Raw genomic sequence first — 16,988 nt, 5'->3', positions numbered from 1 at the left:
CCTTACTTCGCAGCCGCGAGCTCGGCGGCCTTGTCGGCCGCACCGTCCATGGTGTCCACGCGCTGCACCAGCGGGTGGTTGGCGTCGGACAGGATCTTGCGACCCAGCTCCGCGTTGTTGCCGTCGAGGCGCACGACCAGCGGCTTGGAGACGTCCTCGCCCTTGTCCTTCAGGAGCTGGAGGGCCTGGACGATGCCCTTGGCGACCTCGTCACAGGCGGTGATGCCGCCGAAGACGTTGACGAAGACGGACTTGACGTCCGGGTCGCCGAGGATGATCTCAAGACCGTTGGCCATGACCTCGGCCGAGGCGCCGCCGCCGATGTCGAGGAAGTTGGCGGGCTTGACGCCGCCGTGGTTCTCACCGGCGTAGGCGACGACGTCCAGGGTGCTCATGACGAGACCCGCGCCGTTGCCGATGATGCCGACCTGGCCGTCGAGCTTGACGTAGTTGAGGCCCTTGGCCTTGGCGGCGGCCTCCAGCGGGTTGGCCGCGGCGTGGTCGACCAGGTCCTCGTGGTCGGGCTGGCGGAAGTCCGCGTTCTCGTCCAGGGAGACCTTGCCGTCCAGGGCGATGACGCGGCCGTCGGCCACCTTGGCCAGCGGGTTGACCTCGACGAGGAGCGCGTCCTCGGCGACGAAGGTCTTCCACAGGGTCACCATGACCTCGGCGACCTGCTCGGCGACCTCGGCCGGGAACTTCGCCTGGGCGACGATCTCGCGGGCCTTCTCGATGGAGACGCCCTCGTTGGCGTCCACCGGCACCTTGGCGAGCTTCTCGGGGGTCGTGGCGGCGACCTCCTCGATGTCCATGCCGCCGGCGACGGAGGCCATGGCCAGGAAGGTGCGGTTGGTGCGGTCGAGGAGGTACGAGACGTAGTACTCCTCGGCGATCTCCGGAGCGGTCTCCGCGATCATCACCTTGTGGACCGTGTGGCCCTTGATGTCCATGCCGAGGATGTCCGTCGCGCGGGCGACGGCCTCGTCCGGGGTGCCGGCCAGCTTGACGCCGCCGGCCTTGCCGCGGCCGCCGACCTTCACCTGAGCCTTGACGACCGAACGGCCGCCCAGACGCTCAGTGGCCTCGCGCGCCGCCTCAGGCGTGTCGATGACTTCACCGGCCAGCACCGGTACACCGTGCTTGGCGAAGAGGTCCCTCGCCTGGTACTCGAACAGGTCCACGCGCGTCAGTCCCTTTTCCATGGATATCGCGGTTCGTTGTCTGCGCGGGCGTGCCGCGGTGGCAGCGTGAACGCGATCTATGACGAGGGCGGCACACGTGCGCCGAATACGCGGCATGTCCGTCCCGCAGGTTATCCCCGAGCGAGGGAGGTCCCTAAATCGCAGATCACACTCCGACCGTGATTACGCTCACAGATCGCTTACCGTCCCGGCACCGATCGCGACGGCCCGCTACGCCCAACGGGTTCGGGGTTCCTCCGTTCCGCCGTCGTCCGGCCCGTCGTCCGGTCCTTGTTCCGGGCCGGCCCGGAACGAGGCCCGGGGCCCGGCTATGGAGGGCCCGGGGACGGGCAGCGGGCGGTTCTCCAGGGCCGCGGCCATTACCTCCGGGAAGAGGTCGGGGGTGCAGGCGAAGGCGGGGACGCCCAGGGCGGCCAGGGCTGCGGCGTGCTCGTGGTCGTGGGCCGGAGTGCCATCGTCGGAGAGGGCCAGCAGGGCAACGAACCGCACCCCCGCCGCCTTCATCGCCGCGACCCGGCGCAGCATCCCACCGGGTGTGCCGCCCTCGTGGAGGTCGCTGATCAGCACGACCACCGTCTCGGCGGGACGGGTGATGCGGGACTGGCAGTGGGCCAGGGCACGATCGATGTCCGTGCCACCGCCGAGTTGGACGCCGAACAATGCCTCCACCGGATCGGCGAGCCGGTCCGTGAGGTCCACGACGGCGGTGTCGAAGGCGATCAGCCGGGTGTCGAGCGAGCGCGTCGAGGCGAGGACCGCGCCGAAGACCGCGGCGTGGACGACGGAGGCGGCCATCGAGCCGGACTGGTCGACGCAGAGGAACACCTCCTTGCGCAGTGAGCGCGCGGCGCGGGCGTGGCCGACGAGGCGCTCGGGCACGACAGCGCGGTGCTCGGGCAGATAGTGCTGGAGATTGGCCCGGATCGTGAGGTTCCAGTCGATGTCGCGGGGGCGGGGGCGACGGGCGCGGGCCGAGCGGTCGAGGGCGCCGGTGAGCGCGGCCCGGGTCCGGCCGGCCAGACGGTCCTCCAGATCGCGGACGACCTTGCGGACGACCTCCCGCGCGGTGGCCCTCGTCTCCTCGGGCATGGCCCGGGCGAGAGAAAGGAGGGTGCCGGCCAGGTGCACGTCCGCCTCGACCGCCGTCAGGAGCTCCGGTTCGAGGAGGAGCTGGGTGAGGCCGAGGCGCTCCAGGGCATCGCGCTGCATCACCTGAACGACGGACGACGGGAAGTACGTCCGGATGTCCCCCAGCCAGCGGGCGACCCGTGGTGCGGACGCCCCGAGCCCGCCTCCGCGCCGCCCGTCCCGGCCGGTGCCGCGCCCCGCCCGCGGGGCCCCATAGAGCGCCTCCAGCGCCCGGTCCATGGCCGCATCGTCCCCGTCGAGCTCCGTTCCGGTGCCGTCGGTCCCACGGCCGTCGGGGTCGCAGCCGTCGGGGCCGCAGCCGGCGCCGAGGACGAGCCGCCAGCGGCGGAGGCGTTCGCGACGGGCGGCGTCGGTGGGGGCATCCCCGGGGACTCCCGGCCCGGGCACCGGGGGCGCGGTCGGTGCTTCGTCGTGGTTGTCGCCCGGGTTGTCGTCCAAGTCGTCGCCCAGGTCCAGCAGGAGGCGGAGCGTGGGCAGGACGGCGGCCGCCCGTACGGGGTCGAGGGGCGGGGTCCGTCCGGGGGCGGAGGACGGGCCGGGGCCTCCGGCGCGGACGCGTTCGCCGACGGCCCGGCGGACCGCGGGGGCGAACTCGGCGAAGGTGCGCCGGAGAAGGGGCAGGACGCCGGGGAACGTCCCGGCCGGCACACCGGTGAGCCAGGCGTCGGTCAGGGCGAAGAGGCGTTCGTCGTGGACGAGCAGGAGCCCGCCCGCACCGTCGCCGGTCGTGAACCCCTCGATCCAGGCCGCCGCTTCGGCGGGCTCCTCGGCGGGCGACAGGGCGAGCGCCATGAGACGGGCGGCCCGCGCGTCGGGCAGCCGGCCCTCGTCGAGCAGCAGCCTGGCGGCCCGGCCCCGGATCTCCCCCGGGATCCGCTCCCGGCCCGCGAGACCGGCGAGCACCGCCGCCCACCGCTCCCGCACCCCGGGCCGCTCCAACAGGGCGACCGCCCGGTGGACGGCGTCCACGTCGCCCAGCGCTTCCCGGGCCGCGTCCCGGCCGAGGCCGGAACAGGCGTCGGGCAGACCGGCGAAGACCCGCTCGGCGAGGGCGGCCGCCACCCCGGCGAGGGCGCCGGTGTCGGTGCGGCGAACGTCCCCGTAACGCACGGCCCGGACGAGGGCCGGCAGGGCCCTGGCCAGGCGGCCCACGTCCGCCTCCAGGGCGGCCCGGTCGGCGAGGGCGCGCAGGACGGCGGGCAGGGCGTCCGGCAGCCCGGCGAGCAGGCACTGCTCGGCCAGGGCGGTGACCTCGGCCGGGGAACCGGCCGAGCGGGCCGCCGCCCCGGCGCGCGCGGCGGCCGCCGCCCCGACCGTGGTGCCCCACACCCCCGCCTCCGCGAGGCGGACGGCCAGCCCTGGCTCCCAGCACAGCCGCCAGACCTCCTTGAAGGTCCCCGAACCGCCGCGGGCGGGAAGCGGCTCGCCCCAGTCGACGCCCAGGATCCGGAGCCGGTGGAGCAGCCGGCTGCGCGCGGCACCGATGTCCTTGCGCAGGTCGAACTCCCGCTCACGGAGCGCCGCTTCGGGGGGCAGGCGCAGTGTCCGCTGGAGACGGGTGAGGTCGCGCCGCAGGGGTGCGGCGGGGGCGGCGTCGGGGACCGTGCCGAGGGCGTCGCCGACGACGAGCCGGTCCTGCACGAGGGCGAGCGGGACGGGGGATCCGTCGCACATCACGGCCAGGATCGCGTCGGTGGTCTCCGCGAGCCCGGGCAGCGGGCGCCCGCGGACGGCGGCGAGGGTGTCCGCGAGCCGGACGGCCTCGATGACGTGGGCGGAGGAGACGGGGTGGCCCTCGGCCCGCAACAGCCGGGCGACGGTGGTCATCCAGCGCTCGACGGGCCGGTCGGGAGTCCGGAAGAGGTGGCCGTACCAGCCGGGCGAGGTGACGCCGGCCCCGTATCCGCTGCGGCGGGCCAGCCGGCGGTGGGTCCAGGGGACCCAGGCGATCTCCGTCCGGACCTTGGGCAGTCCGCGCAGCACCCGGCGGTCGGCGGCGGCGGTCCGCCGGGCGGCCAGGGCGGGGACGTGCCAGGCGCCGCAGACGACGGCGATGTCGTCGCCGAACTCGCGGCGGGCCTCGCGCAGGCGCAGCCGCATGTGGGCCTCCCGGACGGCGTCATGACCGGTCGGGGCGTCCGGTCCCCCGCCGTCCGGACCTCCGTCGGCCGGGCGGAGCGCGGCCATGGCCTCGGCGATGGCCCGGAAGGATGCGAGAGGGTCGCGGCCGGGCATGCCCCCGCGGTGCTCGACGGCGTCCTCCCACCACCTCTCGGGGTCGTCGCGGCCGGCGGCCGCCGCCAGGGCCTCGACCGGGTCGGGGTGCGGCGGTTCGGGACGCCCGGGCCATGGCGCGAGGGTGTGCGCGGCGGGCAGGTCGATGAACCGGACGGCCGCTCCGCGGTCCAACGCCCAGCGGATGGCGACCCATTCCGGGGAGAAGTCGGCCAGCGGCCAGAAGGCGGACCGGCCCGGGTCGTCCGCAGCGTGGGCGAGCAGGGCGACGGGGGGCCGCATGTCCGGGTCGGCGGCGAGGTGGACGATCGCGTCCGCCTCGGGCGGGCCCTCGACCAGGACGGCGCGCGGCCGCCGCCGCTCCAGGGCGGCCCGCACGGCCCGCGCGGAGCCCGGCCCATGGTGGCGCACCCCGAGCAGGGCGGGGCCCGAAGTCGCCGGGCCGTCAGGGGCGTTCACGACGACACCTCGCGGCAGGCGCGGTAGAGGTCCTGCCAGCCGTCCCGCTCGCGGACGACCGTCTCCAGATACTCGTGCCACATCGCGCGGTCGGCCACCGGGTCGCGGACGACGGCGCCGAGGATGCCGGCGGCGACGTCGCCGGCGCGCAGTACGCCGTCCCCGAAGTGGGCGGCCAGGGCCAGTCCGCCGGTGACGACGGAGATCGCCTCGGCCGTGGAGAGCGTGCCGGAGGGCGACTTGACCCGCGTGCGGCCGTCGGCGGTGATCCCCTCGCGCAGCTCGCGGAAGACGGTGACGACGCGGCGGATCTCGTCCGTGCCGTCCCCGACGGCGGGCAGATCGAGCGAGCGGCCGAGCTGGGCCACGCGCCGCGCGACGATGTCCACCTCGTCGGCGTGCGTGGCGGGGAGCGGGAGGACGACGGTGTTGAAGCGGCGGCGCAGGGCGCCGGAGAGCTCGTTGACGCCGCGGTCGCGGTCGTTGGCCGTGGCGACGAGGTTGAAGCCGCGCACGGCCTGGACCTCCTCGCCCAGCTCGGGGACGGGCAGGGTCTTCTCGGACAGGACGGTGATGAGGGCGTCCTGGACGTCGGCGGGCATGCGGGTCAGCTCCTCGACGCGGACGGTCGCCCCGCGGGCCATGGCCCGCATGACGGGGCCGGGCACGAGGGCCTCGCGGCCGGGGCCGTGGGCCAGGAGACGGGCGTAGTCCCAGCCGTACCGGACGGCCTCCTCCGTGGTGCCGGCCGTGCCCTGGACGAGGAGCGTGGAGTCGCCGCTGACGGCGGCGGCCAGATGCTCGGACAGCCAGGTCTTGGCCGTGCCGGGCACGCCGAGCAGCAGCAGCGCCCGGTCGGTGGCGAGCGTGCTGACGGCGACCTCGACGACACGGCGGGGACCGATGTACTTCGGGGTGACGACGGTGCCGTCGGGCAGCACGCCGCCGAGCAGATAGGTGGCGACGGCCCACGGCGACAGCTTCCAGCGCTCCGGTCTGGGGCGGTCGTCGGCGGCGGCGAGGGCCGCGAGCTCGCCGGCGAAGGCGCCCTCCGCGTGCGGCCGGATGGCGTCCCCGCCGCTCCGGCCGGTCCGGCTCGCCTGATCCGCCTGATCCGTGTGGAATCCGGGCACGTTCACAAGTCCCCCTCGTCGTGCGTTCCGGGAAGTGCCACCACCCTGCACCACACCACTGACAACGCCCCTCGGCGCCAACGAACGTGCAGGTCAAGGTGATTGTCAGTGGGAGGCTCTACCTTCGGGGACATGAATCGGCAGGAGGAACACCGGACGGTGGAACGAGTGCTCGCGCCGGCGCCGCGCGACACGGAGGCGGCGCGCCGCAGGGCGGCGGCGCGGGCGGAGCGCGTCGCGGCGGGCGCCTCGGAGCTCGAGCGGCGCCTGGCCGATCTGCTGCACGGCGGCTTCGCCTCCTCCGCACGGGCCGGGCGGGGGCCGTGGGAGGAGACAGCGGCCCGCATGGTGGACGCCCAGGCACCCGGACTGGCCGCGGCGGTGCGCGAGTTGGGCGCGACGGCGGGCGCGGGCGGCGACTGGGCGGCACGGCTGCTGGAGCGGTGCGCCCTGCTGCACACGCTCAACCAGGCGTACCTCCGGGTGGACCGGCTGCCGGAAGGGCTGGCCGCGACCGTGCGCAGCCGGGTCGGCATCACCGTGGGCGCGGCCTCACCGGTGTCATCGTCGCCACCGGTCCGCGACCGCTGGCTCGTCCTGTCCCAACGCGACGGCAGCGACGGGCGGTTGATCACGCGCCGGATCTGGCTCCACGGCCGGGAGACGGGCCGCACGGCTCTGCTGCTGTCGTACGGCGCGGGCGGCCGGGCGCCCGATCTCTCCCTCACCGTCGGCCTGGAGCTGGACGCGGACCTCGTCTTCCATCCGGCGGCCCGTCCACTGCGCGCCGTGCTCGCCGACCGCCGCGCCACGTCCGCGCCCGGGGCCGCGCCCGAGTCCGGGGCCGCTCCCCCGCCGGGCGGTGACACGGCCGCCGCCCTCCGCGCCTACGGCGAGGCGCTGCGGGACGATCCGTGGCTGGAGTCCTGGCCCGTGGTGCTGCGGGAGGTGATCCCGGTGCCGGATACCCGGCTCGGCTGGCAACTGGCCGACGCCAGGGGCGATTCGGCGATATCGGTGGACGCCCGGTGCGCGGACCGCAGGGGGCTGTGGCAGCTCGCGGCGGTGTCCGGGGGCGGGCCGGTGACGGTGTTCGGCGAATGCGGCCACCGGGGGTTCCTGCCCCTGGCCGTCTGGGGGAAGGAGTTGGTGCCGCTGCAGGTGTGACGGCCGCGCCCCTCCACACACAGGAAAGGTCACCCCGTGAACGCGCTCGTGGACGCGGACATCCCCTGGGACGATCTCGTCACCACCGCCCTGCTCGGGACCGGGCGGCGCGCCTCACCCGTCCCCTCCCTCCCCGGCCGGGACCCCGCGACGGCGCTGCTGGACGCCGCGGCCGTGCACACCGTGCGGCGGCGCGCCGCCGCCCTGCCCGTCCCGGCGCGGCGGCGGCCCGGGCCCGCCCCGGCCGACCCCCGGCCGCAGCTCCCGGACGCCGCGCGGCGGCGGCTGGCCGGGATGCTCGACGACCGGGCCGGTCCCGCCGACGGGCGGCGGGCCGCCGGGCCGGACCTCCTCGAGCTGCTCCCGCAGTGGCTGGCGGCCGCCGGCCGCCACGGCTACCGCGCCCCGGACGAGTTGCTGCCCGGTCTGCTCGACGCGGCCCGCGCCCGGACCGACCTGCGGCCGGGGGCCCTGGCCCTCGCCGGACCGCGCGGGCTGTGGCTGGCCCGGCTCAACCCGCAGTGGGCGTACGCGCTCCGGACCCCCGCAGCGGGTGACCCGTCCCCCGGGGACGGGCAGCGGGTGTGGCGGGAGGGGCTGTTCGCCGAGCGGACGGCCGTGCTGGCGGCGATGCGCGGGTACGCCCCCGCGGCGGCCCGGGAGTTGCTGGCCGGCACCTGGGCGACGGAGCGGGCCGAGGACCGGGCGGCGTTCCTCCGCACCTTGCGGGAGGGGCTTTCGCCCGCGGACGAGCCGTTCCTGGAACGGGCCCTGGACGACCGCGCCCGCGACGTAAGGGCCTTGGCCGCCGAGCTCCTCGCCTCCCTGCCCGGGTCGGCGCTGGCGGCCAGGATGACCGAACGGGCCCGCAGTTGCGTCACCCCGGAGGGCGGGCTGATCGTCGTCGAGGCCCCGGACGAGTGCGACGCGGCCATGCGCCGCGACGGGATATCCCCCGACCCGCCGTCCGGCCACGGCCGCCGCTCGTGGTGGCTGGGCCGGATCGTGGAGGCGACCCCCCTGGCGTTCTGGCCCGCCCGGCTCGGTGTGGCCGGGGCGGCCGGAGCCGTGGCCCTGCCCGTCGCCGACGGCCGGCGGGCCGATCTGCACGCGGCGTGGTGCCGGGCCGCGGTCCGCTCGCGCGACGCGGAGTGGGCGCGGGCCCTGCTCGGTCCAGCCACGGCGCCGCCGGCCCCGGACGGTTCGCCGGGGTGCGATCCGGCGCGGCTGCTGTCCGTGCTGCCGGCGCCCGAACGGGCCGCGTGGGCCGCCCGGTTCGTCGCGGCGCACGGGCTCTCGGACGCGTTCCGTCTCCTCGCGGTGTGCGAGGCGCCGTGGGCGCGGTCGCTGGGGCGGGCGGTCGTCGACGCGCTCGGGGCGGCGCGGGAGGCGGGTGGTTACCCGTGGAGTTTCAGCGGCGTGATGGGGCTGGTGGAGCGGTGCGCCGATCCCGCGGAGGCGGGGCGGTTGAGTGCCGGGCGCGCCGGGGGCGCGGATCACTGGGCGGAGGCGTTCGGGAGGTTGGAGGGGACGTTGCGGTTGCGGGCGCTGATGCGGGAGGAGTTGGGAGGGTGAGTTCTTTTCTCCCCGCCCCGCCCTAATCCGTTTTCGCAGGGGGCTGCGCCCCTGCGGCACCCCACCGGGGGCTCCGCCCCCTGGCCCCCGAAGCGCCCTCCAGTCGCTGTCCTCAAGCGCCGGACGGGCTGAATAGCCCGTCCGGCGCTTGAGGACAATGCGGCGCAGCCGCATTGCGGGGCCGAGGGGGCGCAGCCCCGGAAGAAACGGTGAAAGGGCGGGACCGGGGCAAAAACCCCGCAGGCCTACGCCCCCGCACCCGCCCCGCGGATGTTCTCGCGGACCCAGTCCACGATCGACGTCGTCGTCGCCCCGGGAGTGAAGATCGCGGCGACGCCGAGCTCCCGCAGCGGCGGGATGTCCTCCTCCGGGATGATCCCGCCCCCGAAGACCTTGATGTCCTCCGCGTCGCGCTCCCGCAGCAGCTCGATCACCTTGGCGAAGAGCGTGTTGTGGGCGCCGGAGAGGATGGACAGGCCGATCGCGTCGGCGTCCTCCTGGATCGCGGTGTCGACGATCTGCTCCGGCGTCTGGTGCAGACCGGTGTAGATGACCTCCATGCCCGCGTCGCGCAGCGCACGCGCGATGACCTTGGCCCCGCGATCGTGTCCGTCGAGCCCCGGCTTGGCCACCACCACGCGGATCGGACCGGTCACTCCCATCACTGCCTCCATGTACGACTGCCGTCAGCCGGCCGGGACGTGAACGAACGTTATCTTCAGTTCCCCAGCATCGCGCAAGCCGCCGTTTCGCGGTGCCCAGCGAGGGGGAAATCACACGTGGGACACCACGTTCGCCGCGCACCGCTCCCGCCTCCCGTTTCCCGGAAGGCGCGGACGGTTCGCGAGGGGAGCCGCGAACGAGTCCGCCGCACCGCCGCGCCGGCAGCCGCACGGCACAGCGGTGCGGCAGGCAACACACGGCTCCCCGGTCGAGAGGGCACACGGGGGACAGGGCTTCGGCTGTGTGCCGTTCCTGGAGGTCGGCCATGGGGGCCTTGCCCGTCTTATCCGCGTTCTCCGGCGCCACGCGCCCCTCGGCCGCCCTGGTGCGGTCCACGGCGCTGGAGTTGGCGATCCTCACCTGTCACGTCCTGCTCTACCCCACGGGCGTGGTCCAGGAGCGGCGGCCCTCGCCCGTCGCCGTCCTGCCGGACCCTCCGGGTCCCCCGGGCCCCCCACACACCGCGCACACCGCGCACACCGCGCACACCGCGGATCGTCCGGACCCTCCAATGCCTCCGGACCCGCAGGAGCGGCCGCCCGTCCTTCTCCTGCACGGCTTCCTCGACAACCGCTCGGTCTTCGTGCTGCTGCGCCACTCGCTGCGCCGGCACGGCTGGGGCCAGGTGACGTCCCTCAACTACTCACCCTTCACCCGCGACCTCCGCACCGCCGCCACCGCGCTCGGCAGACATGTGGAGGAGCTCTGCGCCCGTACGGGCGCAGAGCGCGTCGATGTGGTGGGCCACAGCCTGGGCGGGCTGATGGCCCGCTACCACGTCCAGCGGCAGGGCGGCGACGCCCGCGTCCGCACCCTGGTCACCCTGGGCACGCCGCACGCCGGCACCCGGGTGGCGCCGCTCGCGTCGGTCCACCCGGTGGTGCGCCAGATGCGCCCGGACTCCGACGTCATCACGGATCTCGCCCGTCCGGCGCCGGGCTGCCGGACGCGGTTCGTGAGCTTCTGGAGCGACCTCGACCAGATCATGGCCCCCGTCGAGACCGCCCGCATCGACCACCCCGATCTGGTGGTGCGCAACATCCGTGTCACCGGCGTGGGGCACCTGGCCCTTCCGGTGCACGGCGAGGTGGCGGCGGGCGTCCGGCAGGCCCTGCTCTCGTGGGGCGGCACGGGCGACGCCCAGGGCACGGCCTCCGTGGCGTGACCCGTGACGCGACCCGCGGCGTGCCCCATGGCGTGCCCCATGGCGTGACCCGTGGCGTGAAACGTGCGGCGGACCGGGCTCTTTCGTGTGATCCCGCCGAAGGAGGTCAACCCCCGATCGGACCCCGGATGCCCGATAAATGTCGAACGATTTTCGAACGCCGAAGCGACTCGACGGCGGCCCGTCCACCGAAAGGCGGCCAATTCCCCAGGCTCCGGGGCACATAAACGTGAGGAAGATTGTGGCCGTCGCATACCGCCGGGTACAGTCGCCGCTACTTCTCCTGCTCCCAAGGCGAAATGGAAGTGGTGGTGAACGACCGTCACCCCTCGGCGTCGCCGGACCCGTCGGTTCCCGCTCCCGATGCCGTATTCGGGCACCACCCGCCCCACGAGCAGTACATCCCCTCCGGATACGCCTCCAGCGCCTACACCTCCGGCACCTACGGCTCCGACGCGTACGGCTCCGATGCGTACAACTCCGGCGCGTACGACTCCGGCGCCTGGGACACCACCGGTCAGTGGGGCACCGCCACCACCGGGCACGGCATCTCCACCGGACACACCCAGGTCTGGGACTTCAGCGCTCTCGACAGTTCCCTCGACACCGGCTCCCTCGACACCGGTCGGCAGCAGGCCGGTTGGGGCCAGGCGCAGGACCCCTCCTGGGGGGGGGGCGGCCCGGCCGGGCAGTGGCAGTGGGACACCACGGGCGCCACCGGGGCGACCACCACCGGCTGGGAGTACGCCGACACATCCGCATCCGGGCAGTGGGACACCAGTGGGCAATGGGACACGAGCGGCCAGGCCGCCGCCCATGCCATGACCCAGACCTGGGACACCTCGTCCTGGACCGCCGCCGCCGACCACGCCGCGCCCACCCAGACCTGGGACACCTCCTCGTACACCGCCACCGCCACCGCCGCCGAGGAGCCCGCCCTCCCGCACGACCCGACCATGCTCTCCGTCCCGGTGGACATCCCTGCGGACATCACTGCGGGCATCCCCGAGGACGTCCCGGCGGACGAGGCCGGGCCGCCCGCCCCGGACACCGGCACCCGGTCCGCCGCAGAACCCGCCGGGAGGGCCGCGCGGGTGCCCAACCGCCGCAAGGGCGGTGCCCCGCGCGCCGGTTACCGTCCGCGCCGCAAGGCCCTGCTCACCGTGGCCGTGCCCTCCGTCGCCGTGATGGGTGTGGCCGGTGTGGCCGCCGCGACCGTCGCCGGCAACAGCGACCGGCAGGACGGCCGGCACGAGCAGGCCGCCTCGGTGCCGGACGCCCCGGCGGTCAAGTCGCTCTCCGCCGCCAACAACGCGCTGGACAGCCAGCTCCAGGGACTCAGCAGGGGGGCCGACGACTTCGCCACCCGCGCCAACCGCACCCAGGAGCGGATCGACCTGCGCCTGCGCCAGGAGGAGGAGCGCAAGCGGAAGGCCGAGGAGGCGGCGCGCAAGGAGGCCGAGCGGCCCAAGTTCGCGCTGCCCGTCAACCAGCACGGCCTGAGCGCGTACTACGGGCAGGCGGGCGTCAACTGGATGTCGGTGCACACCGGCATCGACTTCCCCGTCAGTTACGGCACTCCCGTCATGGCGGCCACCGACGGAACGGTCCGCACGCAGTACAACGTCGCCTACGGCAACATGGCCATAGTGACGTCACCGGACGGGACCGAGACCTGGTACTGCCACCTGAGCAGCACCCGGGTGCGGTCCGGACAGGTCAAGGCGGGCGATGTGATTGCCTACTCGGGCAACTCGGGCAACTCCACCGGACCGCACCTGCACTTCGAGGTACGGCCCGGCGGTTCGGCCGTCGACCCGCTGCCATGGCTGCGGGGCCATGACCTCGACCCGACGTGACCAGAGCCGTAACTGCAGCCGTAACTACAGCTTTTCCACCGGCGCGTAGCGCAGCAGCAGCCGCTTCGGCTTCTCCTGCCCGAAGTCGATCGTGGCCTCGGCGTTGTCGCCCAGGCCCTTGACCGAGACGACGGTGCCGAGCCCGAACGAGTCGTGGGTGACGCGGTCGCCGACGGACAGGGAGATCGCCGGGCGGTCCTTGGTGCGCCGGGTGGCGAAACCGCTCGGACCCGCCGCCTTCCGCGAGGACGAGATGCCGGAGGCCATGCCCGACACCGACGCCGACGGCGTCGCCGGGCCCGTGCGCCGCCACTCCACATACTGCTCCGGGATCTCCTCCAGGAAGCGCGACGGCGGGTTGTACGAGGGCTGGCCCCAGGCGCTGCGCATGCCCGACCGGGTCAGGTAGAGCCGCTCGCGGGCGCGGGTGATGCCGACGTAGGCGAGCCGGCGCTCCTCCTCCAGCTCCTTGGTCTGGCCGAGGGCGCGCTGGTGCGGGAAGACGCCGTCCTCCATGCCGGTGAGGAAGACGACGGGGAACTCCAGGCCCTTGGCCGTGTGCAGGGTCATCAGCGTGATGACGCCGGCGCCTTCCTCGTCCTCGTCGGGGATCTGGTCGGAGTCGGCGACGAGGGCGACCTTCTCCAGGAAGTCCGCGAGGGTGCCCGCGCCCGCCTCTTCCCCACCCTCGGTGCCCCCGCGCTCCTGCTCGAACTCCAGGGCCACGGCCGCCAGTTCCTGGAGGTTCTCGATGCGGGTCTCGTCCTGCGGGTCGGTGGACGCCTGGAGTTCGGCGAGGTAGCCGGTGCGCTCCAGGACGGCCTCCAGGACGGTGGCCGGGCCCGCGCCGGACTCGACGATCGTGCGCAGCTCCTCCAGCAGGACGTTGAAGCGCTTGACGGCGTTGGCGGAGCGGGCCGCCATGCCGTACGCGTCGTCGACGCGGCGCAGGGCCTGGGCGAAGCTGATCTTCTCCCGGAGCGCCAGCGCGTCGATCATGGCTTCGGCGCGCTCGCCGATGCCGCGCTTGGGCACGTTGAGGATGCGGCGCAGCGGGACGGTGTCCTCGGGGTTGGCGAGGACGCGCAGGTAGGCGAGGATGTCGCGGACTTCCTTGCGCTCGTAGAAGCGCACGCCGCCGACGACCTTGTAGGGCAGCCCGACCCGGATGAAGATCTCTTCGAAGACACGGGACTGGGCGTTGGTCCGGTAGAAGACGGCGACGTCGCCGGCCTTGGCGTCGCCGGCGTCGGTGAGGCGGTCGATCTCGTCGGCGACGAACTGGGCCTCGTCGTGCTCGGTGTCGGCGACGTAGCCGGTGATCGTGGCACCGGCACCGGCCTCGGTCCAGAGGTTCTTCGCGCGGCGGTTCTGGTTGCGCTCGATGACGGCGTTGGCCGCGTTGAGGATGGTCTGTGTGGAGCGGTAGTTCTGCTCCAGCAGGATCGTGGTGGCGTCCGGGTAATCCTCCTCGAACTGGAGGATGTTGCGGATGGTGGCGCCGCGGAAGGCGTAGATGGACTGGTCGGCGTCGCCGACGACGCACAGCTCGGCCGCCTCGTCGCCGGTGCCGACCAGCTCGCGCACCAGGGTGTACTGGGCGTGGTTGGTGTCCTGGTACTCGTCGACGAGGACGTGGCGGAAGCGGCGCCGGTAGTGCTCGGCGACATCGGGGAACGCCTGGAGCAGATGGACCGTGGTCATGATGATGTCGTCGAAGTCGAGCGCGTTGGCCTCGCGCAGCCTCGACTGGTACATCGTGTACGCCTCGGCAAGGGTCTTCTCGAACCCGTCCGCCGCCTTGGCCGCGAACGCCTCCTCGTCGATGAGCTCGTTCTTCAGGTTGGAGATCTTGGCGCTGAAGGACTTCGGCGGGAACTTCTTCGGGTCGAGGTCGAGGTCCCGGCAGACCAGCGCCATCAGGCGCTTGGAGTCGGCGGCGTCGTAGATCGAGAAGGACGAGGTGAAGCCGAGCTTCTTGCTCTCGCGGCGCAGGATGCGGATGCAGGCGCTGTGGAAGGTGAGCACCCACATCGCGTTGCCCCGGGGGCCGACGAGCTGCTCGACGCGCTCCTTCATCTCGCCCGCGGCCTTGTTGGTGAAGGTGATCGCGAGGATCTGGCCGGGGTGGACGCCGCGGGCGCCCAGCAGGTGGGCGATGCGGTGGGTGAGCACCCGGGTCTTGCCGGAGCCGGCGCCCGCGACGATGAGCAGCGGGGAGCCGGAGTGCAGCACGGCCAGGCGCTGCTGGTCGTTCATCCCGTCCAGCAGGGCCGCGGGGTCGACGACGGGGCGCGGGGCGCCGTCGCGGTAGTACGCGTCCCGGGGGGCGGGGGCGTCGAAGGCACCGCCGAAGAGGTCGTCCGGCAGGGGCTCGGGGGCCGCGTCGTCCTCCGGCGGCGGCGGGGGCTCCTCGTCGGAGGGTGCGAGATCCGCCAGGAAGCTGTCGTCAAAGAGGCTGCTCATCGTTGTCCGAGTCTAGGCGGCCCCGCCGACAGCCGGTCCCGGCTTCCGGAGACCCACGACGAGGACCGGGTCACACCCACAGGACGGCGATGAAGACGTTGGCCGTGGTCAGGGCGCCGACCGTGCCGAACGCGGCGGCCTCGACGCGCTCCTCGTCCCGCTTGACGTAGACGAGTCCGAGGACGACCACCAGCAGGGCAAGTTTCAGGCCGATCTTGAAGGTGTCTACGGTGTGGCCCTGGGACCGGTGCAGGCCGACCAGTGCCACGCCCGTGACCAGCATCGCGAGCGCGCCGTGCAGCATCGCGGGGGTCATCCGGGCCTGCCCGCGGCCCATGGCCTTCATCTGGGTCAGAAAGCCTCCGAGCAGGCAGGCGATGCCGACGATGTGCAGACCGACCATGGCGTGAATCAGTGCGTCCATGAGGACCGACCCTAGCCGGATGACCGGTTCGCACCGAAATTGGGGCTGTATCGCCAACTCGCCCTACATCGGGGGAAGATCACCGTTTCAGTCAGATGTGGACCGGATCACTCCGAGCCGTCCGGAGACTTCCGGCCGTCACCGGTCGATTCACCGCCGATTGCGGCCAGTTTCCGTCCAGTACCAGTCACGCGCGTTACCGCGGCACCATGCGGTCTAGCGTCCTGACCCCAGACGGCGGTGGCCCGCCCTCCCCCCCTCGTACGGGCCACCGCCGCACTGCTACCGCCTCCCTCCGGACCGGAAGGAAGTGACGGCCACCGTGGCGTCGCACCGCAAGCCCAAGCAGCACCCGCTCGTCGGCGGCACCGCCCGGACCGCGGCCGGGCTCGCCCTGGCCGGGGCCGCCACCGCCACCGCGGCGAGCGGCACCGGCCACGCCGCCCCGCAGGCCGGCCCGGACGAGGTGAAGGCCCGGGTCTCCCGCTACTACCGGCAGGCCGAGGCCGCCACCGAGCAGTACAACGGCGCCAAGGAGCGCACCGACCGGGCCCGGGCCGCGCTCGACCGGCTCCAGGACGAGGCGGCCCGCCGGACCGAACGGCTCAACGCCGCCCGGGACGCCCTGGGCTCGTACGCCGCCGCCCAGTACCGCACGGGCGGCGTGCCCTCCTCCGTACGGCTGCTGCTCTCCTCCTCGCCGCGGCGCTTCCTCGACCAGGCGTCGCTGACCGAGCGCAGCAGCGCCCGGCAGGCGTCCGAGGTGACCCGGGTGCAACGGGAGATCCGGGAGGTCCGCCAGGTGCGGACCACCGCCGAGGCGAAGCTGCGCGAGCTGGAGGCGGAGCAGGCGGCGCTCGCCCGGCACAAACGGACCGTGGAGGCCAAACTGACGGCCGCCCGGCAGCTGCTCCAGTCGCTGCCCGCCGCCGAGCTGCCCGCCGCCGGGGCGGAGGCCCAGGGCGCCGTCCAAGGCGCGGCGGGGGCGGCCGGGCACGCCGCGCAGACCCTGGCCGACACCGTGGCGGAGCACGCCGGGCACCGGGCGGGCGGCCGCGCCGCACAGGCCGTGGCCTTCGCCTACCGGGCGCTCGGCAAGCCGTACGTCTGGGGCGCCACCGGCCCGTCCGGCTACGACTGTTCGGGGCTGACGCAGGCGGCCTGGCAGGCGGCCGGCGTCTCGCTGCCGCGCACCACCTACACCCAGATCAACGCGGGACACCGCGTCGCCCGGGACCGGCTGGCCCCGGGCGATCTGGTCTTCTTCTACTCCGGCGTCAGCCACGTCGGCCTGTACGTCGGCGACGGGAAGATGATCCATGCGCCGCATCCCGGGGCGCCGGTGAGCGTCTCGTCCATCGACACAATGCCGTTCGCGGGGGCGAGCCGGCCCGTCTAGCGCGGCCCGCCCAGGGACCGCGCTCGGACACG

The 16,988-nt window shown here is 74.1% G+C and carries 11 protein-coding genes; 5 read left to right on the top strand and 6 right to left on the bottom strand.

What is annotated here, in order from left to right:
* Positions 1 to 2 precede the first annotated feature (2 nt).
* The 3 genes from sucC to AB8735_RS22625 form a co-directional block, all read right to left on the bottom strand.
* Complete coding sequence (sucC, locus tag AB8735_RS22635; RefSeq protein WP_344027363.1) at positions 3 to 1,181, bottom strand: ADP-forming succinate--CoA ligase subunit beta; 1,179 nt, start codon at positions 1,179 to 1,181, stop codon at positions 3 to 5.
* Between the two features lie 231 nt (positions 1,182 to 1,412).
* Positions 1,413 to 5,045: a DUF5682 family protein gene (locus tag AB8735_RS22630; RefSeq protein WP_372408988.1), complete on the bottom strand. Its 3,633-nt coding sequence runs from the start codon at positions 5,043 to 5,045 to the stop codon at positions 1,413 to 1,415.
* Entirely contained in the window at positions 5,042 to 6,178 is a 1,137-nt protein-coding gene (locus AB8735_RS22625) for an AAA family ATPase (protein WP_372408987.1), read from the bottom strand. Before AB8735_RS22625 ends, AB8735_RS22630 begins: the two co-directional genes overlap by 4 nt.
* Before the next feature lie 102 nt (positions 6,179 to 6,280).
* Here AB8735_RS22625 and AB8735_RS22620 point away from each other — a divergent pair, with 102 nt between their 5' ends.
* Complete coding sequence (locus tag AB8735_RS22620) at positions 6,281 to 7,345, top strand: hypothetical protein (RefSeq protein WP_372408985.1); 1,065 nt, start codon at positions 6,281 to 6,283, stop codon at positions 7,343 to 7,345.
* 36 nt (positions 7,346 to 7,381) lie between these two features.
* On the top strand, positions 7,382 to 8,920 hold the full coding sequence (locus AB8735_RS22615) for a DUF5691 domain-containing protein (RefSeq protein ID WP_372408982.1): 1,539 nt from the start codon (positions 7,382 to 7,384) through the stop codon (positions 8,918 to 8,920).
* Positions 8,921 to 9,165: 245 nt separating this feature from the next.
* Here the strand turns inward: AB8735_RS22615 and AB8735_RS22610 are convergent, their stop codons facing one another.
* Entirely contained in the window at positions 9,166 to 9,582 is a 417-nt protein-coding gene (locus AB8735_RS22610; RefSeq protein WP_344025709.1) for a cobalamin B12-binding domain-containing protein, read from the bottom strand.
* A 326-nt stretch (positions 9,583 to 9,908) separates the two neighbouring features.
* On the opposite strand from AB8735_RS22610, the gene AB8735_RS22605 reads away from it, so the two are divergent.
* Entirely contained in the window at positions 9,909 to 10,808 is a 900-nt protein-coding gene (locus tag AB8735_RS22605; protein WP_372408979.1) for an esterase/lipase family protein, read from the top strand.
* A gap of 311 nt (positions 10,809 to 11,119) precedes the next feature.
* Entirely contained in the window at positions 11,120 to 12,667 is a 1,548-nt protein-coding gene (locus AB8735_RS22600; RefSeq protein ID WP_372408977.1) for a M23 family metallopeptidase, read from the top strand.
* 24 nt (positions 12,668 to 12,691) lie between these two features.
* Here the strand turns inward: AB8735_RS22600 and pcrA are convergent, their stop codons facing one another.
* Both pcrA and AB8735_RS22590 read right to left on the bottom strand, forming a co-directional pair.
* Positions 12,692 to 15,133, bottom strand: coding sequence for a DNA helicase PcrA (gene pcrA, locus AB8735_RS22595; protein ID WP_344025715.1), 2,442 nt, complete (start codon positions 15,131 to 15,133; stop codon positions 12,692 to 12,694).
* 70 nt (positions 15,134 to 15,203) lie between these two features.
* Positions 15,204 to 15,557 carry a hypothetical protein gene (locus AB8735_RS22590; protein ID WP_344025717.1) on the bottom strand — a complete coding sequence of 118 codons (354 nt, stop codon included), beginning with the start codon at positions 15,555 to 15,557 and terminating at the stop codon, positions 15,204 to 15,206.
* Between the two features lie 322 nt (positions 15,558 to 15,879).
* Between AB8735_RS22590 and AB8735_RS22585 the strand changes: the two genes are divergently transcribed.
* Positions 15,880 to 16,956 (top strand): NlpC/P60 family protein, encoded by a 1,077-nt coding sequence (locus AB8735_RS22585; protein ID WP_344026170.1) that lies wholly within the window; start codon positions 15,880 to 15,882, stop codon positions 16,954 to 16,956.
* The last annotated feature ends 32 nt before the right edge of the window (positions 16,957 to 16,988 follow it).

It is taken from the genome of Streptomyces luteireticuli (assembly GCF_041519305.1).
GTDB classification, from domain to species: Bacteria; Actinomycetota; Actinomycetes; order Streptomycetales; family Streptomycetaceae; genus Streptomyces; species Streptomyces luteireticuli.
This window is presented reverse-complemented; position numbering and strand designations above follow the sequence as displayed.